Source organism: Haloprofundus sp. MHR1 (assembly GCF_005155585.1).
GTDB classification, from domain to species: Archaea; Halobacteriota; Halobacteria; order Halobacteriales; family Haloferacaceae; genus Haloprofundus; species Haloprofundus halophilus.
Window position 1 is genome coordinate 531,200 of sequence record NZ_CP039833.1, and the last position, 20,379, is coordinate 551,578.

General features: G+C 67.5%; 23 protein-coding genes and 1 tRNA gene. 14 read left to right on the plus strand and 10 right to left on the minus strand.

Annotated elements, in window-relative coordinates; translation table 11 throughout:
* Window positions 1-15 precede the first annotated feature (15 nt).
* Both FCF25_RS02525 and FCF25_RS02530 read right to left on the minus strand, forming a co-directional pair.
* Entirely contained in the window at window positions 16-969 is a 954-nt protein-coding gene (locus FCF25_RS02525; protein ID WP_137047233.1) for a M48 family metallopeptidase, read from the minus strand.
* A gap of 56 nt (window positions 970-1,025) precedes the next feature.
* Window positions 1,026-1,259, minus strand: a complete 234-nt coding sequence (locus FCF25_RS02530; RefSeq protein ID WP_117594608.1) for an Lrp/AsnC ligand binding domain-containing protein — start codon at window positions 1,257-1,259, stop codon at window positions 1,026-1,028.
* 95 nt (window positions 1,260-1,354) lie between these two features.
* Between FCF25_RS02530 and FCF25_RS02535 the strand changes: the two genes are divergently transcribed.
* A complete protein-coding gene (locus FCF25_RS02535; protein ID WP_117594609.1) occupies window positions 1,355-2,041 on the plus strand; it encodes a TrkA family potassium uptake protein in 687 nt (228 codons plus the stop codon).
* A 2-nt stretch (window positions 2,042-2,043) separates the two neighbouring features.
* Window positions 2,044-2,274 (plus strand): Lrp/AsnC family transcriptional regulator, encoded by a 231-nt coding sequence (locus tag FCF25_RS02540; protein ID WP_117594610.1) that lies wholly within the window; start codon window positions 2,044-2,046, stop codon window positions 2,272-2,274.
* A gap of 54 nt (window positions 2,275-2,328) precedes the next feature.
* Here FCF25_RS02540 and FCF25_RS02545 read toward each other — a convergent pair whose 3' ends face one another.
* Window positions 2,329-2,829: a DUF5813 family protein gene (locus FCF25_RS02545; protein ID WP_117594611.1), complete on the minus strand. Its 501-nt coding sequence runs from the start codon at window positions 2,827-2,829 to the stop codon at window positions 2,329-2,331.
* A gap of 105 nt (window positions 2,830-2,934) precedes the next feature.
* Between FCF25_RS02545 and FCF25_RS02550 the strand changes: the two genes are divergently transcribed.
* From FCF25_RS02550 to FCF25_RS02570, 5 genes are all read left to right on the plus strand, one after another.
* Window positions 2,935-3,318 carry a hypothetical protein gene (locus FCF25_RS02550; RefSeq protein ID WP_137047234.1) on the plus strand — a complete coding sequence of 128 codons (384 nt, stop codon included), beginning with the start codon at window positions 2,935-2,937 and terminating at the stop codon, window positions 3,316-3,318.
* Between the two features lie 75 nt (window positions 3,319-3,393).
* Complete coding sequence (locus FCF25_RS02555; protein WP_137047235.1) at window positions 3,394-4,641, plus strand: carboxylate--amine ligase; 1,248 nt, start codon at window positions 3,394-3,396, stop codon at window positions 4,639-4,641.
* A 134-nt stretch (window positions 4,642-4,775) separates the two neighbouring features.
* Entirely contained in the window at window positions 4,776-5,063 is a 288-nt protein-coding gene (locus FCF25_RS02560; RefSeq protein ID WP_117594614.1) for a winged helix-turn-helix transcriptional regulator, read from the plus strand.
* A gap of 85 nt (window positions 5,064-5,148) precedes the next feature.
* The gene (locus FCF25_RS02565; protein ID WP_137047236.1) at window positions 5,149-6,504 is read left to right on the plus strand and encodes an LLM class flavin-dependent oxidoreductase; all 1,356 of its coding nucleotides are present in this window, start codon (window positions 5,149-5,151) and stop codon (window positions 6,502-6,504) included.
* A gap of 63 nt (window positions 6,505-6,567) precedes the next feature.
* Window positions 6,568-8,427: an ABC transporter ATP-binding protein gene (locus tag FCF25_RS02570; protein ID WP_137047237.1), complete on the plus strand. Its 1,860-nt coding sequence runs from the start codon at window positions 6,568-6,570 to the stop codon at window positions 8,425-8,427.
* A 434-nt stretch (window positions 8,428-8,861) separates the two neighbouring features.
* On the opposite strand, the gene FCF25_RS02575 is transcribed toward FCF25_RS02570, so the two are convergent.
* The 6 genes from FCF25_RS02575 to FCF25_RS02600 all read right to left on the minus strand — a co-directional run bounded on the left by FCF25_RS02575 (window position 8,862) and on the right by FCF25_RS02600 (window position 12,059).
* Window positions 8,862-9,056, minus strand: a complete 195-nt coding sequence (locus FCF25_RS02575) for a hypothetical protein (protein WP_117594617.1) — start codon at window positions 9,054-9,056, stop codon at window positions 8,862-8,864.
* A 121-nt stretch (window positions 9,057-9,177) separates the two neighbouring features.
* Window positions 9,178-9,262 (minus strand) — tRNA-Leu (locus FCF25_RS02580).
* 86 nt (window positions 9,263-9,348) lie between these two features.
* Window positions 9,349-9,684 (minus strand): ferredoxin, encoded by a 336-nt coding sequence (locus tag FCF25_RS02585; protein ID WP_117594618.1) that lies wholly within the window; start codon window positions 9,682-9,684, stop codon window positions 9,349-9,351.
* Between the two features lie 64 nt (window positions 9,685-9,748).
* Window positions 9,749-10,225, minus strand: a complete 477-nt coding sequence (locus FCF25_RS02590; RefSeq protein WP_137047238.1) for a GNAT family N-acetyltransferase — start codon at window positions 10,223-10,225, stop codon at window positions 9,749-9,751.
* Window positions 10,222-11,328, minus strand: a complete 1,107-nt coding sequence (locus FCF25_RS02595) for an Lrp/AsnC family transcriptional regulator (protein ID WP_137047239.1) — start codon at window positions 11,326-11,328, stop codon at window positions 10,222-10,224. The genes FCF25_RS02590 and FCF25_RS02595 overlap by 4 nt, the downstream gene beginning before the upstream one ends.
* A gap of 119 nt (window positions 11,329-11,447) precedes the next feature.
* Window positions 11,448-12,059 (minus strand): GNAT family N-acetyltransferase, encoded by a 612-nt coding sequence (locus FCF25_RS02600; RefSeq protein WP_168191194.1) that lies wholly within the window; start codon window positions 12,057-12,059, stop codon window positions 11,448-11,450.
* A gap of 147 nt (window positions 12,060-12,206) precedes the next feature.
* Here FCF25_RS02600 and FCF25_RS02605 point away from each other — a divergent pair, with 147 nt between their 5' ends.
* Together FCF25_RS02605 and FCF25_RS02610 are read left to right on the plus strand one after the other, a co-directional pair.
* Entirely contained in the window at window positions 12,207-13,268 is a 1,062-nt protein-coding gene (locus tag FCF25_RS02605; RefSeq protein WP_137047241.1) for an anthranilate phosphoribosyltransferase, read from the plus strand.
* A 164-nt stretch (window positions 13,269-13,432) separates the two neighbouring features.
* Window positions 13,433-14,701, plus strand: coding sequence for an amidohydrolase (locus FCF25_RS02610; protein ID WP_137047242.1), 1,269 nt, complete (start codon window positions 13,433-13,435; stop codon window positions 14,699-14,701).
* Between the two features lie 14 nt (window positions 14,702-14,715).
* On the opposite strand, the gene FCF25_RS02615 is transcribed toward FCF25_RS02610, so the two are convergent.
* Window positions 14,716-15,690, minus strand: coding sequence for a succinylglutamate desuccinylase/aspartoacylase family protein (locus FCF25_RS02615; RefSeq protein ID WP_137047243.1), 975 nt, complete (start codon window positions 15,688-15,690; stop codon window positions 14,716-14,718).
* A gap of 506 nt (window positions 15,691-16,196) precedes the next feature.
* On the opposite strand from FCF25_RS02615, the gene FCF25_RS02620 reads away from it, so the two are divergent.
* The 5 genes from FCF25_RS02620 (at window position 16,197) to FCF25_RS02640 (ending at window position 20,367) form a co-directional block, all read left to right on the plus strand.
* A complete protein-coding gene (locus FCF25_RS02620; RefSeq protein WP_117595298.1) occupies window positions 16,197-16,730 on the plus strand; it encodes a peptidylprolyl isomerase in 534 nt (177 codons plus the stop codon).
* A 117-nt stretch (window positions 16,731-16,847) separates the two neighbouring features.
* A complete protein-coding gene (locus tag FCF25_RS02625) occupies window positions 16,848-17,192 on the plus strand; it encodes a DUF5802 family protein (RefSeq protein ID WP_117594625.1) in 345 nt (114 codons plus the stop codon).
* Between the two features lie 102 nt (window positions 17,193-17,294).
* The gene (locus FCF25_RS02630; RefSeq protein WP_137047244.1) at window positions 17,295-18,188 is read left to right on the plus strand and encodes a Vms1/Ankzf1 family peptidyl-tRNA hydrolase; all 894 of its coding nucleotides are present in this window, start codon (window positions 17,295-17,297) and stop codon (window positions 18,186-18,188) included.
* A 95-nt stretch (window positions 18,189-18,283) separates the two neighbouring features.
* The gene (locus FCF25_RS02635; protein ID WP_137047245.1) at window positions 18,284-19,327 is read left to right on the plus strand and encodes a DUF1611 domain-containing protein; all 1,044 of its coding nucleotides are present in this window, start codon (window positions 18,284-18,286) and stop codon (window positions 19,325-19,327) included.
* On the plus strand, window positions 19,324-20,367 hold the full coding sequence (locus FCF25_RS02640) for a dipeptide epimerase (RefSeq protein ID WP_117594628.1): 1,044 nt from the start codon (window positions 19,324-19,326) through the stop codon (window positions 20,365-20,367). The genes FCF25_RS02635 and FCF25_RS02640 overlap by 4 nt, the downstream gene beginning before the upstream one ends.
* The last annotated feature ends 12 nt before the right edge of the window (window positions 20,368-20,379 follow it).

The following is a 20,379-nucleotide window of genomic DNA, read 5'->3' on the forward strand; positions in this document are numbered from 1 at the left end:
TCGAGAGCGACCGACTCACCGAATCGGAATCGACCGCGCCGCCGCGTCCCGCTCCTCGGCGCTCTCGACTAACCGTTCGATACGCGCCTCCAGCGGCGGGTGCGTCGACAGCAATCGGCCGAGTCGCGTCTCGTCTTCGGGCCCCGGGGTCGGCGGCGTCGGGAGGCCGAAAAAGCGGCTCAGCGGCGACTCCGTCGCCTGCTGGAGTCGCTCGAGTGCGCGAGCGAGCGACAGCGGCCGCCCCGTCACCTCGACGGCTCTGTCGTCGGCGGCGAACTCCCGCCGCCGCGAGTACGCCCGGACGAACAGCGTCAACCCGACCGCGACGAGCGTGACGACGCCGCCGACGCCGTACCCGCCGTCCGACAGCGGCGTCGCCGTCGGCGTCCCGCGGAGCCACGCCGTCGCCCGGGCGACGCCCTCGAGGAACAGCGCGACGGGTAACAGCGCGACGGCGAGCACGCTGACGACGGTTCGGAGCGCGCTGAAAGCGAACGTCTGCACCAACCCGTCGTACCCCTCCAGGTGCGCGAGTTCGTGCGCCAACAGCGCCTCGAACTCGTCGCCCGAGAGCATCCGAAACAGCGAGCGGTCGACGACGACGATGCCGTCTCTCGGGCCGCCGAGGGCGAACGCGTTCGGCGCGGCGAGTCGGGCGACGTACACCGTCGGCGTCGCGATCTCCATGCGCTCGGACAGCGCGTCGAGGCGGCGGTAGAGCCCCGGCGCGCGCTCGGGCAGGAGTCGACTCGCTTCGACGCTCGCCAACAGTCTCGACGTGCCGAAGCGGTAGTTGGCCCACGCCGTCAGGAGGACGACGCCGCCGACGAGGGCGACGCTCGTGGCGGGGTCGGGCCGGACCGACCAGAGGAGGACGAGAAACCGGTACGTCAGGACGGCCAAGACGGCGTAGAACGCCAGAAGCGACAGTCCCACCACGGCCGCGAACGTGCGGAAGAGGAGTCGCATAGGTGAGGTACGCCGGGTCGGTTCAAACAGTTGTTGTCGGTGGCTCCCGCAGCCTCTCACTCGCCGAGCGAGATGTACGTCTTCGTGTCGGTGACGCCCTGGAGCCCCTGAATCCCCGACGAGGAGGTTTTGAGCACGTCGTACACCTCCTCCGCGTCGACTTCCACGATGAGGTCGTACGCGCCCGCCACGATGTGCGCCTCGGTCACCCGTTCGAGGTCTCGGATCGGCGCGACTAACTGCTCTGACTCTCCGGCTCCCGTTTTCACCATGATGAACGCGTGAACCATCGTGGTGTGTTACTCCGTAACGTGGCAAAAGCCTTCCCCCGGGGCGGACCGCGACCGGGGCAAGGTTATTCTCCCCCGCCGACGTACGCCGTCCCATGCGGTTTGTTATCATTGGCGCCGGTCGTGTCGGGCTCCGAACCGCCCGCGTCCTCCGCGAGGAGGGTCACGACGTGACGCTCATCGAACGGGACGGCGACCAAGCCGAACGCGCCCGTGCCAGCGGGTTCGAGGTCGTCGACGGAGACGGCTCCCGCGAACCGATACTGGAGTCCGCGGGCGTCGACGAGGCCGACGCGCTCGGCGCGCTCACGAGCGACCTGAACGCCAACTTCGCGGCCTGCATGATCGGCAAGCACCACGGCTGTCGAACGGTGATGCGCATCGACGAGGACTACCGCGAGGAGATCTACCAGAAGTACGCCCAGGAGGTCGACGAGATCGTCTACCCGGAGCGACTCGGCGCTATCGGCGCGAAGAACGCGCTACTCGGCGGGTCGATTCGCGCCATCGCCGACGTCGCCCAGAGCCTCCAGGTGCTTCTCATCACGGTCACCGACGAGTCGCCGATGAACGGCTACACGATAAGCGAGGTCGCGCTCCCGTCGGAGTCGCGCATCCTCGCGTTCGGCAAGGACGGCGACCCGATGGGGATACCCCTCCCCGACGACTCGGTGGAGACGGGCGACCGCGTGGCCGTGCTCGCGGACTTCTCGGTGCTCGACGAGGTGCGTCAACTGCTCGTCGGCGACAGTTCGATGGCCGCCGCCGTGGGGGGTGACTGAGCGTGGTCACCGCCTACGTGATGGTGAAAGCGAACACCGGCGAAGCCGAACGACTGCGCAGCGAGATATCGTCGCTCGACGGCGTCGTCGACGCCCACATCGTCGCCGGAGACGTCGACATCATCGCCAAGGTGACCGTCGACACGCCCGCGGAGGTCAAGAACATCTCCGCGACGCAGATTCAGGGCATCGACGGCGTCGAGGATACGCAGACGTACATCTCGATGGACTGAACGCGGCGACCGGCCTCCGCGTTCGCCCGTCTCGTTTCTACTCGACGGAGTCGCCTACTCGACGGGGTCGCTCCCGCCGGCCTGATACGCCTGCGAGAGCATCGACGACACCGGTTCGGTGTAGTCGTAGCCGGGGATGATGCCCTGCGCGTACGTCCCCTCGACGAAGTCGACGAGCGCGCCCGCGTCGTCGACGCCGCGACGCTCGTTGATGTCCTCGAACGCCATTTCGACGGTCGCGTGGCGGCCCGTCTCCGACACCGCGGGGTCGAGGTCGCGTTCGACGGCGGTGACGCCGCCCACGTCGACGACGCGGAGCTCGAACGTCTCGTACCAACCCTCCTCGACGACGTCGGCGACCTCGTCGTCGGTCACCTCGTCGAGCATCGGCACGCGGACGGTCACGTCGTAGGCGATTTTGCCGTCTTCGCCCGGCGACACCTCGACGACGCCCTCGAAGGGGCTCTTCACGGATTCGTACGTCGTCTCGTCCACTCTCTCGAACGACGCGTGGTCGCGGAAGGCGCGGTGCACGCGGTCGGGAACGTCGGTCATCGGTGGGAGAAGGCGCTCGCGGGAGAAAAGCGACTCGCGTCTGCGACGTCGTCGCCGCGGTGACGACAACCTATTTACACGTCGTCCGAGAGTCTCGGTCGACAGATGTTCGAGTGGCTCTTCCCGGGGTGGTCGAACCCCCTCGGCCTGACGGCGTTCGTCGGTCTTCGAATCCTCCTCAACGTCGCGTTGACCGTGCTTGCCGCGAGGGCCGTCGGTCGGCGCGCGGCGACGACTGTAGCGATGGCCGCCGGGACCGCACTCTCCGCGGCGATGGTGGTTCTCCTGCTCCGGCCGGGCGTGCTCGGGTACACCGCCTCGTTCGTTGAACTCGGCGTGCAACTCGCGATAGTCGTCCTCGGCGGGTACGTCGCCTACGTCGACCGTTCTACGGGGCGGCGAGTGGTCACCACGACCGCTCTCGTCGCTGCGCTCGCGCTCCTGCTCTTCACGATTCCGCTCTACGGCGAGGCGTTCGTCGCGCCGTAGCGACGAGCGACCCAGATATCGGTCCCGCTGTCCGCTATTGACGGGCTTTTATCGGTCGCACCGAAACGACCGGCCATGGCAGACCGGTTTCTCGAAACGGACGACTTGCTGGAGGCCGTCGCCGAGGCGGAGTTCGACCGGCCACCGGCCGTCGTCGCCAACGCGCACATCACGGGGCTGAGCGTCGCGCGGGCGCTCGACGCTCACGACGTTCCGATCGTCGCACTCGACCGCTCCGGCGACGGCGTCGCGCCGCCCTCGGACGCCGTCGACTTCGCCGGGCGCGTCACCTACCCGCTGGACGACCGCGAGGGGTTCAGGAGAGACCTCGAAGCGCTCGCCGACGCCGCGGGCACCGACCTCGTCGCCTTCGGCTGTATGGACGAGTGGGTCCACGCGTTCGCGGGAACCGAGCCCGAGGGCGTCAGACTCCCGTTCTCGGAGAAGAAGGGAATCGACGCCGTGCTGGACAAGTCGTCGCTCTACCGCCTCGCCGAGGAACTGGAGGTCCCGTACCCCGAGACGTACTGGCTCGACGAAGACGACCCCGACGCCGCCGCGGAGGCGCTTGGCTTCCCGTTCGTGCTCAAACCCGCGCTGAAGCGCGAGGGCGAGGAGGCGCTCGGGACGAACGTCGTGGAGGTCGACGACCGCGAGGAGCTGTACGAGACGCTCGAAGCCGCCGAAGCGGCCGACGTCGAACTCCTGGCGCAGGAGAAAGTGAACATCGCGCAGGGCCGCGACGCGTCGCTCGCCTCCTACATCTCGCCCGACGGGGAGACGCTGTCGGTCGTCGGCAACGCCCGCGTCCGCTACCCGCAGGCGTTCGGCACGTCGTGCGTCGTCGAGACGACAGACCGGCCCGAAATCCGCGAGCGCGCGCTGGCGGTCTTGGAGCGGACGGGCTACCACGGCATCAGCGAGTCCGAGTTCGTCTACGACGCCGACCGCGAGGAGTACGTCCTCCTCGACATCAACACACGGCCGTGGAAGTGGATCTCCATGCCCGTCGCCGCCGGGGCGAACCTGCCGTTGGCCGCGTACTCGGCGGTCGTCGACGACGTACAGTACGACGTTGCGGGCGCAGCCGAGTCGGTCGGCGACGCTCGCTGGGTGTACCTCCGCGACTATCTGACGCTGCTCTCGACGGACGACTCGTTCCGCGACGTGCTGTCGGACGGCGACTGGGCGGCGCTGGTTGCCGGGTCGTTCGAATCGTCGGGGACGCTGACGACGGGCGTCTACCGGCCGTCGGACCCGACCCCGACGGCCAAACTCCTCGGAACCGAGTTCGGCCGACGCGACTACTACTGCTCCTGCTGAGACGCGCCCGCCTTCGCGTGTCGCGGACGCGCGGCGTCGGGGAACCGGCGGAGTCGGCGAATGTGTCCCGTTCACGTGATTTTCCGGCGGCAACACACAAGTCATTTCAACTCAGTACGCTGTCTGTTCGATGTATGGCTGAGACTGAGGCTCAAAACAACGTCGACCGACTCGTCGAACTACTCGACGGTCGGCTGAAGAAGTCCGAATGGGAGATTCTCGTCGCGCTCGCCGAGGCGGACGAACCGCTCACCGAAGACGAGCTCGCCGAAGCGACCGGCTACACCGAGCGCACCGTCTCCAAACGCGTCGACACGCTCGAAGAGCAGGTCCACGGCGGCACCCTGATTCAGCGCGACGACGACGGCAATCCGTATCTCCACCCGCAGTTCGCCGCCGCGATTCGACAGTACGAGTCGTAATCGGTTCTCGCCCTCCGTCACCGCTACCCCACGTGAGCCGCCGGTATCGCCCACCTATTACTCCCTCCCTCCCCTGCGTCCGCCAATGACCGAGCGGATGCATCTCAACCTCTTCACGATGAACTCGGTGGAGCACGTCTCGCCGGGGCGGTGGACCTACCCGGGCGACCAGTCGCACCGCTACACCGACCGCGACTACTGGACCGAAGTCGCCAGAACCGCCGAGCGAGGCGGCTTCGACGCCGTCTTCTTCGCCGACGTGCGCGGCATCTACGACGTGTACGGCGGCGACCGCGATTCGGCGATTCGCAACGCCATTCAGACGCCGGCGAACGACCCGCAGGCGCTCGTCCCCGCGATGGCCGAGGTGACGGACCATCTCGGATTCGCCGTCACGCGCTCGACGACGTACACCCACCCGTACCAACTCGCCCGCGAACTCTCGACGCTCGACCACCTCACCGACGGCCGCATCGCGTTCAACGTCGTCACCTCCTACCTCGAAAGCGCCGCCGAGAACCTCGGCCTCGACGAGCGGATGGACCGAGGGACGCGCTACGACCGCGCCGACGAGTTCATGCAGGTGTGCTACGCGCTCTGGGAGGACAGTTGGGAGGAGGACGCCGTGATTCAGGACCGCGAGCGCGGGATGTACGCCGACCCCGAGAAGGTCCACGCTATCGACTTCGAGGGCGAGTTCTTCTCGGTGCCCGGTCCGCACAGTTGCGAACCGTCGCCGCAGCGGACGCCCGTGCTGTATCAGGCCGGGTCGTCGGACCGCGGGCGCGAGTTCGCCGCCGACAACGCCGAGGCGGTGTTCGTGAGTCAGCCGACCGAGGCGGGAACTCGAAGCTACATCGAGGACATGCGCGAACGCGCCGCCGACCGCGGCCGCGACCCCGACTCCTTGCTCTTCTTCCCCGGAATCGTCCCCATCGTCGGCGAAACCGAGAGCCTGGCCCGCGAGAAACACGAGAGCTTCCGCGAGCACGTCAGCACCGAGGGAACGCTCACGATGCTCTCGGGCTTTCTGGACATGGACCTCTCGCAGTTAGACCCCGACCAGAAGGTCGAACACATCGAGACGGACGCGATTCAGGGCGCGATGAACGCCTTCACGAAGAACGACCCCGACCGCGAGTGGACCGTCCGCGAGGTGGCGGAGTTCTCGGGACTCGGCTCTACGTCTCCCGTAGTCGTCGGCACGCCCGAACAGGTCGCCGACGACCTCCAGTACTGGTTCGAGGAGGTCGGCGTCCACGGCTTCAACGTCAAGGAGATCTCGCGTCCGGGCACGCTGAACGACTTCGTGAACCTCGTCGTGCCCGTGCTCCGCGAGCGGGGGCTGCTACGCGAGGAGTACGAGGGCGGGACGCTGCGCGAGAACGTGTTGGGCGCGGGGCAGAGTCGGCTTCGAGACGACCATCCGGCGAAGCAGTAGAAAACCCGACCTCTCACGCCGGTTGCGATGGGATTTTGTCGTCTGCGTGACCCGTAGCGTGTAGTGACCGACGCAAACACGTCATTTCAGGCCCTCGTCGACCGGGTCGAGCGCCCGATACAGCGGGTGTTCGCCGAGTACGGTGTGCCGGAGTTGCGGTGGCTGACCCTCGGCGTCCTGACGAGTTTTCTCTCTCGCGCGGCGAACCTCGTTCCGCCGCTGCTGCTCGGCGTCACCCTCAACGCCGTCGACCAGGGTCCAAGCGCGTACAGCCTCCCCCTCGTCCCCGGGGCGTGGCTCCCGGAGACGGTTCCCGAACAGTTGACGCTCTCTATCGCGCTCATCGCGGGGTCGTTCGTCGTCGCCGCGGTGGCGTCGTGGGGGCGGACGGTGACGCTAAACCTGTTCGCACACCGCATCGAGCACTTCCTCCGCGTCGACACCTACGAGCGGATGCAGGCGCTCGACATGGCGTTCTTCGACGACAAGCAGACCGGCGAGATAATGTCGGTGCTGAACAACGACGTGAACAATCTGGAGGTGTTCTTCGACAACGCCCTGGAGAGCACCATCCGCCTGTTCGTGATGGTGCTCGGCATCGCGGGCGTGTTGTTCTACCTCAACTGGCAACTCGCCGTCGTCACGCTCGTGTTCGTCCCCGTGCTCGCGGGTTTCACCTACTGGTTCATGACGCGCGTCGAACCCGTCTACGTGGCCGTCCGGTCGAGCATCGGTGGGATGAACACCCGACTGGAGAACAATCTTTCTGGCATCGACCTCATCAAGACGACGGCGACCGAGCGCTACGAGGCCGAACGCGTCCGCGACGCCTCGAAGGAGTACTTCGACCAGATAATTACCGTCATCAAACTCTCCGGAATCTACCAACCGGGGATGCAGTTCATCGGCGGGATGACGTTTCTGGCGACGTTCGCCGTCGGGGGCTACTGGCTAGTCGTCGGCCCGCCGCCGTACGCCAGCGGCGCGCTTCGAATCGGGACGTTCGTCACGTTCGTCACACTCGCCCAGCAACTCGTCGCGCCGGTCAGCGAGTCGGGCCGCATCGTCGAGTGGTACGAGAACGCGCTCGCGTCGACGCGGCGTATCTACGCGCTCCGCGACATGCCAGCGAGCATCGACGACCCCGACGACCCCGTTTCGCTCGACGCCGTCTCGGGTCGCGTCGAGTACGACTCGGTCTCGTTCTCGTACGACGAGAGCGAGCAGGTGCTCTCGGACGTGAGCTTCGCCGTCGAACCGGGCGAGACGCTGGCGCTCGTCGGACCGACGGGTGCCGGAAAGTCGACGATTCTGAAACTGCTCCCCCGCTTGTACGACGTGAACGACGGCTCCGTCCGCGTCGACGGCGTCGACGTGCGCGAGACCTCGCTCACCGAGTTGCGCGGCGCCGTCGGCTACGTCGGCCAAGAGACGTTCCTCTTCGACGGCAGCGTCGCCGAGAACCTCCGCTACGGGGCGTTCGACGCGACGGAGGAGGAGATGGTCGAGGCCGCCAAAATCGCGGAGGCCCACGAGTTCATCGAGGGGCTTCCGGAGGGGTACGACACGCGAATCGGCGAGCGCGGCGTGAAGCTCTCCGGCGGTCAGCGGCAACGGCTCTCCATCGCGCGGACGGCGCTCGCGGACGCCCCGATTCTCGTGCTCGACGAGGCGACGTCGGCGGTCGACACCGAGACCGAACGGCGCATCCAGCGCGGGCTGGAACGGCTCACGGAGGACCGGACGACGCTCGTCATCGCCCACCGCCTCTCGACGGTGACGAACGCCGACGAGATTCTCGTGCTCGACGACGGCCGAATCGCGGAGCGCGGGTCTCACAGCCAACTCCACGCCACCGACGGCGAGTACGCCTCGCTGTGGGCCGCGCAGGCGGCGGTATCGACCGAGTCCGGGGACGACTGACCTCGCAGACCGCGGGACCGTACGCCGTCGCGCGGGCACTCACGCTCCGACGACTCTCTAACTGACCGACCAGTCATCCCCCGCCCTCTGCCGTCTGCGCCACGCTTAAGTAGGCGGGGAGTCTGTGTTCAGGTGACGCTTCGCTTTGGAGGGCCGAAGCGTCAGCGGGGACCAATTCAGGGCGGCAAACGCTGCACCCTTGCTTTTCTCACGGGTGCGGCGTTTACCCCTTTCGCTGAAACAACGACCGACGAGCGATAGCCACCGATAGATACGAGCGTGTACTCGAACGAGCGTGTTCGACGAGCGACGACGCCGGTCGGCGTTCGATGTCGCAGTTTCGACCGCCGAGGCAACCCGCTGCAGCACTCGACCGCCGACGCGACCCGCCGCAGTATTCGACCGCCGACGCGACCCACCGCAGCACTCGACCGCTACGACTCGGTCGGCGGGTTCCGAGCGAGTCCCTCGAACATCGCCGCCCCCGCGACGGCCGTCCCGGCACCGCCGGCCAGAGAGAACGGAACGACCGTCAGCGCTCCGAGCGCCCCGCCGCCGAACAGCGCGACACCCATCACGAACAGTATCAGGTCGAAGCGCGTCGGGGCGGTCGAGGCGAGGTCGGTCATGGCTCTAATTAGATGTCATTAGCCATCCTTGAGTAAGTTCGGTTCTGTTAGCTGGCTACGATTTCGACTCGGTCGGCGTCGCCACCGCTACAGCGTCGTCGCGTCCTCTGCGAGAAATCGATGCGAGGGACGAGATTTGAACTCGCGAATCCCTACGGAAGCGGGTCTTAAGCCCGCCGCTTTTGGCCTGGCTCAGCCACCCTCGCGCACACTGTCGTACCGGCGTCCCCCGCAAGTCGGTTTCGGTACGCGGTCGTGCGCCGAACTCCGGTCGCCCGTCTTCGGCCGACGCTCACCAGTCGACGCTCAGCGTCCCGTCGCCGTGGGGGTTCGGCGCGATCTCCTCGTCCGTGCGACGGTCGATGACGTGGATGACCCCGTCGCCCTTCTTCGCCGGACAGACCTCGGCGGCGCGGACGTTCTCGTCGAGTTCGTCCTCGCCGATGTAGTACGACCTCGCTTTCGCCAGGCCGGAGGCGAGGTCCATCTCCCAGTTGTCGGCCACTTCCGCGCAGCGCCCCGCCCCGAAGCACTTGTTGGCCTCGAAGATTATCTTGTACGGCTTCTCCGCTACGGGGGGACCCTCGCCGCCGAACTCGCTCGGCTTCTTGACGCCGTCGTCGCTCATCGAGAACAGATAGCGACAGGTCGACCTTTCCTCTGTCGGTCCCGCGCCGAGCGCCGACCCCGGACTATAGCGACTTCTCCATCTCGATGTGCGGGATTCCCGCCTCCTCGAACACGTCGCTCGTCGTCTCGTAGCCGAGGTCGCGGTAGAACGTCTCGACGTGGGTCTGGGCGTGCAGTCGAAGTTCTCCGAACCCCTCCTCGCGGGCGGTGCGCTCTGCGGCCGCGACGAGTCGCTTGCCCCACCCGTCGCCGCGTCTCGGTTCGAGCACCGCCACGCGTTCGAGTTTGCCGACGGCCGCAGTGTCGCCGTCGGCGACACCGCCGCGTTCGTTCTCACCGACGCGGCGGAGGCGCGCGACGCCGACGGCGGCCTCGCCGTCGTAGGCGACGAAGTGCAGCGCCCCGCCGTCGTACTCGTCCCACTCCAGTCTCTCGGGGACGTCCTGCTCGTCGACGAACACCGCCTCGCGGACGGCGAAGGCGTCTGCGCGCTCCGTCTCGGTCTCGACCAGTTTCACGCGCTCGTCGGCGCCCGTCACCGGTCGTCACCCACCAGTTCGTCGTACTGGGCGCCCGTCTGCTTCAGCGTCTCCGTCGAGTAGAGCCGCTCGTGGTCGAACGGGAGGTGTTCGGCGGCCAGTTCGTCTATCTTCTCGTCGACGACGTCGGCCTCGCGGCCGTGAATCATCGTGAAGAGGTTGTACGGCCACCCCTGCTCGGGTCGTCGCGGACGGTGATAGCAGAGGGTCACGTACGGCAGCGACCCGACGCGCTCGCCGCGGGCGTCGAGTTCGTCGTCGGGGACGTCCCAGACGACCATGCAGTTGTTCCGGAAGCCGGTGACGACGTGGTTGACGACGCAGCCGATGCGCTTGATACAGCCGTCGTCGAGCAGTCGTCGAACCGCAGCGAGCACGTCGTCGACGTCGGCGTCGACGGCGTCCGCAACGTCCCCGTACGGCGTCGCCGACAGCGGGAAGCCGTCCTGGATTTCGAGGAGGAGAGCCGCTTCCAGCGCCGAGAGGCCGCCCGTCGCTTCCTCGCTGATGCGCGTCGCGCTCACGGTGGTCTCCGCGGAGTTCTCCCGCGTTCGCGGCTCCCCCGCCCGCGGGTCCTCCGCCCGCGCTTCCGGAGACGGAACCGTCTCTCTCGCGAACCGGTCGTCGTTGACGACGGGGAACTCCAGGTCGATGTAGTAGTCGGTGAGCATCGGGAGGTTCAACACCGCACAGCCGGTTCGCTCCTCGATTTCGCCGAGGATTCGGTCGCGCGTCTCCCGCGACCCCGCCGTGACGACGAACCACATGTTCCACTCGTGGTCGCGGCGGTAGTTGTGGTTCACCTGGCGGTAGCCGTTGATGATCTCTGCGACCTCGTCGAAGCGTTCTTCGGGCGCGCTCACCGCCGCGAGCGTCGAACTCCCGATGACCGGCGGGTTGAGCACCGCGCCGAACCGGCGAAAGATGCCCCGCTCGCGGAGTCGTTCGACCCGCGAGAGCGCTTCGTCTTCGGAGACGCCGAGCTCCTCGCCGACGACGCGGAACGGTCGTTCGACGACGGGGAACTCGCTTTGATACTCGTCGACGAGTGCGGCGTCGACGGCGTCGAGGTCGGCACGCCAGTCGGCGTCTACGGGACCCATCGCCCGGTGTTAGGAGGCGTCGAACGTACCAGTTTCGGACTGTCGTCGGTTTCTCTCGGGAGGCTCTGGGCCACGTCGGTCTCTCTCGGAGGGCTCCGCGAGGCTTCCGTCCCGTTCGCTCAGTCGCCGCCGGACCGTCGCCGGTCGCTCGGGGACCCCGACGGCCCCGCCGTGCCGACGGTTTCGGCCAGCGGTCTCGCGTCCTCCTCCGAGAGTTCTCGGCCCATCACGACCATCGGGTTAGTGCCGTTCAACTCGAAGGAGTCGTGGATAGTCCGCCAGCCGTTCCGTTCGTACAGCCTCCGAGCGGGTTCGTTCTCGACGCCGGTCGTGAGGACGCTCGTCTCGTGAACGAGGCCGTCGAGGACAGTGTCGTGGAGGTCGGTCCCGAGGCCCTGTCGACGGGCGTCGTCGGCGACGGCGAGTTCGACGAACTCGAAGCAGTCTCCGAGCCACTCGCTGGTCCGGTCGGGTCCGAGCGTGGCAGCGAGTTGGTCGTGGTAGAACTGGCCCGGCGCGGACGTGTAGCCGTAGACGAAGCCGAGCACCTCGTCCGCTTCGACGGCCGCGAATCCCCGGTACCCCGGATACTCCGCGTGTCGTTCGAACTGCGTCGCGGCCTCGACCCGACTCCCCCATCCGCGCTCGGCGTCGCCGTACAGTTCCCAGTACAGCGAGACGGCGGCATCGAGGGCTGGGCTTCGTCGGGAGAGCGGGATGAGGTCTGGCATGTGCTCTCGTTCGGCGGCCTCACACATCAGTCCCTTTTATGCAACGCCTAGAATTACACGAACGTTTACTAGTTTTTCCTCGACGGCTCCGGCGGCTTCGAGGGCGAGAACGGGACGTTTTTGCTCCGCCCGTCCCAAGCCGCGCACATGGCGAACGCGACAGCAGAATTCGGCGAGTGGCCGCTGAAACGGCTGATGACGGAGGTGTGCGGCTCCGGGCACAAGTCGGCCGACGACCTCACCCGCGAGCAGGCCAGCGAGGCGATGCAGCGCATCTTCGCGGGCGAACCGGATCCCACGACGCTCGGAGCGTTCTGGCTCGCGAACCGCTGGAAACGTAACAACCCCGAGGAACTCGCCGCCTACACCGACGAGATGTGCGCCCGCGTCGAGTACGCCGAACCCGACGCCGACCCCGTCGACTGCGGCGCGAACTACGACGGAAAGGGTCGGACCGCGATTCTCGGCGTCGCCGCCGGCGTCGTCGCCGCCGCCGCGGGGACGCCCGTCGTCGCTCACTCCGGCGACCGGGTGCCGACGCAGAAACAGGACGCCTACAAGCACGTCCTCGACGAACTCGGCGTGCGGACGGAACTCGACCCCCGAGAGTCGGCCGACATGGTCGACGAGACCGGCTTCGGCTTCTACTACCAACCCGCGTTCAACCCGGCGGTCGACGACCTCTTCGACCGCCGCGACATGATGGGCGTCCGGACGTTCGTCAACACCATCGAGACGCTGGCGAACCCGGCGAACGCCGACTACCACCTCGGGTCGTTCTACCACCTCGCGTTCGCCAAGAAGGTGACCGACACGTTCGAGAGGAGCGAACACCACGACCTCCACCGGGTCATCATGTTCCAGGGGATGGAGGGGTACGACGACATCCGTCCCGGCTACACGAAGGTCGCCGAGTGGACCGGCGGAGAGTTCGAGGATTACGAGATAGAGACGGAAAACTACGGCATGGAGTTCGACGCCGAGGACCTCGAAGTCGACGACGTCGCGGGCGACTCCGCGCGGATAACCGAAGCGGTCGTCGCCGGCGACCGCGACGACGAGTTCGCCGACGCCGTCGCGGTGAACGCGGCGTTCCGCATCTTCGCCCGCGAGGACGCCGAGGACCTCGAAACCGGACTGGAGATGGCGCGGGAGGCCATCGCCGACGGCAGCGCCGAGGCGGTGCTCGAAGAGCTTCGCGCGTTCTGAAGTTGACGGCGCGCGAACTGCCTCGCGCTTTCTCTCTCGTGACTTCGACTCGTTCTGTCCACGTCGGCTGATAGGACAGGCCCCCGATTCGGCGAGTGGCGCGGAAAACCCCCGTCGACCGCCGAGAACACGACGTTTTTGCCACTCTGTGACAGCGGTCAGGCATGGCGCAACTCACCGACCGCTCGCTCACCGAGATTCGACGCGACCTGCACACCTACCCCGAAGCCGGCTGGAAGGAGTTCCGAACGACCGCACTCGTCGCCGAGGAACTCGACGAACGCGGCTTCGACCTCCGGCTCGGGCCGGAAGCGGTGAACGCCGACGGTCGACTGGGCGTCCCCGGCGACGACGAACTCTCCGCGGCCGAGGAGCGCGCCCGCGACCTCGGCGCACCCGAGCGGTATCTCGACCGACTGGAAGGCGTCTCGGGTCTCGTCGCCACCAAACAGTACGGCGACGGCACCGGACCGACGGTCGGCGTCCGCGTCGACATGGACGCCTTGGAGCGACAGGAGGCGACCGACGACGACCACCGCCCCGCCCGCGAGGGGTTCGGCTCGAAACACCCCGGCGAGATGCACGCCTGCGGCCACGACGGCCACACCGCCATCGGCGTCGGCATCGCCCGCGAGCTGGACGCCAACGGGGGCTTCGACGGCACGCTCAGACTGTTCTTTCAACCCGCCGAGGAGGGCGGTCGCGGCGGGAAACCGATGAGCGAAGCCGACCACTTCTCGGACATCGACCACATGCTCGCGCTGCATCTCGGACTCGGCGAGGCGACGGGGACCGTCGTCGCGGGCTACGACAACCCGCTCTCCAACGCGAAACTCGACGTGACGTTCCTCGGCGAACCGGCCCACGCCGGCGGCGCGCCGAACGAGGGGAGAAACGCGATGCAGGCGCTCGCCACGGCGGTCCAGAATCTCTACGCCATCCCCCGGCACGCCGACGGCGCGACCCGCATCAACGTCGGGCAGGTCCACTCGCCGAACGCGCAGAACGTCATCAGCGAGGAGGCACGCCTCCGCGTCGAAGTGCGCGGCGAAACCGCCGAACTGAACGAGTACATGCTCGAAAAGGCGCGCCGAGTGGTCGAACACGCCGCCGCGATGCACGACTGCGAGTTCGAGACGAGCCTCTACGGGAAGACGACGACGTTCGAGAACGACGCCGAGATGGTCGACGCGGTGAAAGCCGCCGCCGCAGGTGTCGATTCCGTCGACGAAATCAAAGACAGAAAACCGTTCGGCGGCAGCGAAGACGCCTCGTACCTCATCCGCGAGGTCCAGCGAAACGGCGGGACGGCGTCGTACGTCGGCGTCGGCGCGTCGAACCCGGCGGGCCACCACACGGCGTACTTCGACATCGACGAGGACGCGCTCGACATCGGCGTCGACGTGACCTGCGAGACGATTCGCGGGCTCTAGGCGGCCCGTCTCCGTTACTCCACGTCCAGCAGCGCGACGCCGACGAGCGTCTGCCCGGCGGTCACCGTCGACTCCAGCGCCACCGAGTAGAGGATGCCATCGCGGTCGGCTTCGACCTCTTGGAGGACTTCGTACGTCGTCGGGTCGAACAAGCGACCCAGATGGTCGCCCGAAGCGACCGACTGGCCGAGTTCGACGCCGTCGTCGACGAGGAACAGCCCCGAGTCGGCGGCTTTCACGCGGCCGAGGTGGTTGCGTGCGACGGTGCCGTCCCACTCGGTCTCTCTCGTGCCGTCGTGTTCGCCGTCGAGCATCCCCATGTGTTCGAGCACGCCGAACATCCCCTCGACACCTGCTTCGATGGCCGGTTCGACTAGTTGCTTGTTGTGCGCGAGTTCAGGTGTGATGGAAGGAATACCCTCGCGCGTGGCGGCGACGCGGAACTTCCCGCCGAAGTTACGTTCGGACCACTCGGTGTCGGCGTCGTCGCCGGCGGCTTCGGCGAGGAGCAGGTCAGTCCCGAACGCTTCGGCGAGCGCACGGCACTCCTCGTCGCCCTTCAGGTAGACCGTGTGGGTGAGCATGTCGGGACTACCGGTGTGCAGGTCGACGATGGCGTCGGCGTCGCCGGCGTACTCCCAGAGGCGGGCCGCGATGCGCTGGTGGAGCGACCCCTCTGCGTCGCCGGGCCAGACGCGGTTCATGTTCGGGTTGACCGAGTCGATGACCTCGGGGGTGGTGTAGGAGACGTGGTCGAACGTGAGCGGGTCGGCGACGGGGACGGCGATTACTTTCCCCCGTAGTTCGTCGTGGTCGAGTCGCTCGTGGAGCCGGCGCAGGACTTCGGTGCCGTTGACCTCGCGGCCGTGTTGGGCGGCCTGGACGTACAGCGTCGGACCGTCGTCGTCGCCCTCGTAGGTGTGTACCGTCGTCTCGACGGGGACGCCGGAGGGGAGTCGCGTGAGCGTGATTCGCTCTGCGGTGTGCATGATTTTCACTCGGCGTGAGGGGTGATGTATCTGCGGGTGACGGAACGAGTCCGCGGGCGGGAATCGACGGCGGGGAGGGCTCGCAGCGAGAACGGTCGAACCGTCGACGCTGTCGGTGTCGGCGCGTTCGCGCCACGTAGTCGAACGGTTTCCCGACCGAGGGCCCGCCTCACCACAGCCGGCGGATGTGTGTCGACCCCCTCTTCTCCGGCGTCTTCGTGTTGCAGCCGGCCTCTGTCCCGACAAGCGTCTCTCCTGCTCTCTCGGTCGGTAGTCCCCGGCGACACCGAACGACTTTCCTCCCCTCGGGGGACCGCTTCTCCATGAGCCGCTCCGCGACCCGCCGCGACGCCCTCCGAGCAACAGCCCTCGCGCTCGGTGCCGCGCTCGCCGGCTGTACCGGCCGGGACGACGGGAACTCCGGCGATGCCGCCGACCTCGACGACGACCCCGCCGACGAGGCCACGTCAACGGGCTTTTTCACCCCCGGAGCCGACGACTCGGGTATGGCCGACCAGGAGAACCCCGACAACCCGACAGCGGTACTCAAGACGAACCACGGCGACATCACCGTCGAACTCTTCGAGGAGCGCGTCCCGCGCACCGTCGACAACTTCGTCGGCCTCGCGACGGGTCAGAAGGAGTGGACCGACCCCGAGACGGGCGAGACGAAAGACGGCGAACCGCTCTATCAGGACGTGCTGTTCCACCGCATCATCGAGGGCTTCATGATTCAGGGCGGCGACCCGACGGGAACCGGCCGCGGCGGCCCCGGCTACCAGTTCGACGACGAGTTCCACGACGAACTCGGCCACGACGGCCCCGGCGTGCTCTCGATGGCGAACTCCGGCCCGAACACGAACGGCTCGCAGTTCTTCATCACGCTCGATGCCCAACCGCACCTCGACGGCCGCCACTCGGTGTTCGGCAAGGTCATCGACGGGATGGACGTCGTCCGCGAGATCGGCTCGGTGCCGACCGGTCGCAACGACAAACCCACCGAGGACGTCGTTCTCGAATCGGTCGCCATCTACCGATAGGTCGGCTCCGACACCCGATTCTCACGTTTTTAAGAATCGGTACGGTACGGTTGCGCGTCTACATATACTCTCGTGGCAATTCTTATATACGAGAGTGGTAGACACTCACACGCACAGATGTTCGAACGATTCTCCAGCGGCTACTACCTCGGTGAACTGTACGTCGAACCGCACGACTGCGACCGCCCCGTGATTCACCGAGCGGACCACGAGCGGATGAACGAGCAACTGTACCTCACCGGTGACGGCGTCGAACGACTCGACGCACCGCTCGTCATGAAACTCCACACGACCCACTTCCCCGTCCTCGGCGACGACGACGTACCGACGGGAACGCTCGCCCTCCCCGAGTCGATGGCGACCGACGACCTGCCGGACTCCCGCGAGGTGTTCCTCGCGGCCGCGGACCGCGCCACCGAACTGCTCCGGTACGCGGGGTACGAGGCCCCGACCGGCACCTGAGCCGTCGACTGGCACCTGAGCCGCCAACCGACGCGGTTCGTCGCCGGTGCCGCCGGCCGTCGACCCCCGCAGTTGAAGTTCCCGGACCGCCCCTCTCGGGGTATGCTCGACGAGTTGCTCGGCCGCGCCGAGTTGAAGCGGCGCATCGAGGAACTGGAGGAGGAAAACCACCACCTCGAACGCCGCGCCGCCGCCGAGGAGGAACGCAGAGCCGACGCCGTCACCGCCCGACAGGAGGCCGAAGAGCGTGTCAACCGCCTCGAAGACCGTATCGCCGAACTCGACGACCGGGTCGAGCGCCTGCAGGACGAGGAGGATGCGGACCTCGAGTTCCGCGGGACGGAGACGCTCCGCGGCGCTCGTCTCGACGAGGTACTCGACCGACTGGGTTCCGTCCGGACCGGCCCCGAGGGCGCGCTCACCGCGATGGTCGACGGCGAGTCGGTGCCCGCCGAGGTCGAAGACGCCTTCGGAGAACACGCCTCGCTCGTCCGTCGCGTCGCGCCGTGTCTCGTCTACACCGACGACGCCGGACTCGTGAGCGCGGCGCTGTCGCCGCCGCGTCCGCCCGAGGCGTTCTGCGAGTGGGACGGCTCGTTTCGAGTCGAGGAGTCGTGGTTCCGGCCGACCGGCCGGTTCGCGTTCGCCGTCGCTCGCGCGGACCTCTTCGCGCTCGGCGAGTACGACGGCCGCGAGCGACTCCAAGAACGGGGGTTCGAGAGCGACGTGAAGGAGAAACACTCGAAGGGCGGGTTCTCGCAGGCGCGGTTCGAGCGCATCCGAGACGGCCAAATCGCCGAGCACGTCGAGAAATGTCGCGAGGCCATCGAGGAGAGCGGAACCGGGACGACGATTCTCGTCGGCGACCGAGAGGTCGTCCGCGAGTTACGCGACGCGGTGGACGTGACCGCGACCAGTGACGCGAACGGGGCGCCGGAGGAGGCGCTGGACGAGGGGTTCCGCGACTTCTGGGCGACCGAACTGTACCGACTCTGACCCGACTCTGACTCCGCCGAGTCGGTGTCGCGCCGGTTGCGGCACGTCGGACCGCTGGCAACCGATTTATCACACCTTGCCGCGTGCTCCCCGATATGACCGATATTGGGACCGAGAGTCGCCGTATCGTCGTTCTCGCACACGAGAAGTTCCCCGGTCGCGCGAAGACCGCGACCGGCGTAATGCGCTACGGAAACGACGAAATCGTCGCCGTGCTCGACCGAGACCGCGCCGGGACGCGCGTTCGCGACCACCGAGCGGACCTCCCCGACGCCCCCGTCGTCGCCTCGTTCGAGGACGTGCCGGACGCCGAGTCTGTCGACGCGCTGCTGGTCGGTATCGCGCCCATCGGCGGCGGCTTCGACGAGACGTGGCGACCCGACGTCCGCGCCGCTATCGAGTCCGGCTGCGACATCGTCGCCGGACTCCACTACTTCCTCGAAGACGACGAGGAGTTCGCGGCGCTCGCGGCCGAACACGGTGTCGACCTCGTCGACGTGCGCAAACCCGACCCCGACCTCTCCGTCGCACAGGGGATCGCCGACCAGGTGTCGGCCGACATCGTGCTCACCGTCGGCACCGACTGCTCGGTCGGGAAGATGACCGCGACGCTCGAACTCGTCGAGGCCGCCCGGGAGGCGGGCGTCGACGCGGCGTTCGTCCCGACGGGACAGACGGGAATCATGATTTCGGGGTGGGGCAACCCCATCGATCGGGTGGTGAGCGACTTCACCGCCGGGGCCGTCGAGGAGATGATTCTCGAGATCGGCGACGACCACGAGATGCTGTTCGTCGAAGGACAGGGTAGCATCGTCCACCCGGCCTACTCGGCGGTCACCTGCGGCATCCTCCACGGCTCGATGGCCGACAAACTCGTGCTCTGTCACGAGGCGGGTCGTGAGGCGATTCACGGCTACGAGTCGTTCTCGCTCCCGCCGCTCTCCGAGTACGTCGACCTCTACGAGTCGCTGGGGTCGGCGGTCCACGAGACCGAGGTCGTCGCCGGCGCGCTCAACACGTCGGCGCTGTCCGACGCCGAGGCCGAGGACGCCGTCGAGGCGTACGCGGACGAACTCGGCGTCCCCGCCAGCGACCCCGTTCGGTTCGCGAGCGACGACGTGCTGGAGGCGCTCCGGTGATTCTCACCTCGGAGTTCGAGCGGGTCGAACTCCCGCTCGAACACCCCTTCACCATCTCCCGCAGCACGCAGGAGACCGCCGAGAACGTCGTCGTGAAGCTCACCGACGGCGGCGGGATGACCGGCGTGGGTGCGGCCGCGCCCTCCAGACACTACGGCGAGACGGCCGACACCGTCGAGGCGGTGCTTCCGGAGCTCCTCGACGTTGTCGAGCGCGTCGGAGACCCTCACGCGTTCGACCGCATCGAGCGCCGGATGCGAGAGCGCGTCGAGCGAAATCCGGCCGCCCGCTGCGCGGTCAGCATCGCGCTCCACGACCTCGCGGCCAAACGGCTCGGCGTCCCGCTCTACCGGATGTGGGGACTCGACGCCGACGACTGCCCGACCTCCTCCTTCACCATCGGTCTCGACACGACCGAGCGCGTCGGCGAGAAAACCGAAGAGGCGGTCGACGCCGGGTACAGCGTGCTGAAGATAAAGCTCGGGACCGACCGCGACGAGGAGCTCGTCGAGGCCGTCCGCGACGCCGCGCCCGACGCGACGCTCCGCGTCGACGCGAACGAGGCGTGGACGCCGCGCGAGGCCGTCGAGAAGAGCGAGATGCTCGCCGGCTACGACGTGGAGTTCGTCGAACAGCCGGTCCCGGCGTCGGACCCCGAGGGACTGAAGTACGTCTACGAGCGCAGCGCGCTCCCCGTCGCCGCCGACGAGTCCTGTATCACGCTCCCCGACGTGCCGCGGATAGCCGACCGCGCGGATATCGCGAACATCAAACTGATGAAGTGCGGGGGACTGCGCGAGGCGACGCGGATGATCCACACCGCCCGCGCGCACGGGATGGAGGTGATGCTCGGCTGCATGGTCGAGACGAACGCCGCCATCGCCGCCGCCTGTCACCTCGCGCCGCTTCTCGACTACGCGGACCTCGACGGCTCGCTACTGCTCGAATCCGACCCGTACGCGGGTATCGACCTCTCGGAGGGGACGATTCGCCTCGGCGAGTCCGGCCACACCGGCACCGGCGCGCGACTCACCCGGTAGGCTGCTCGTCGG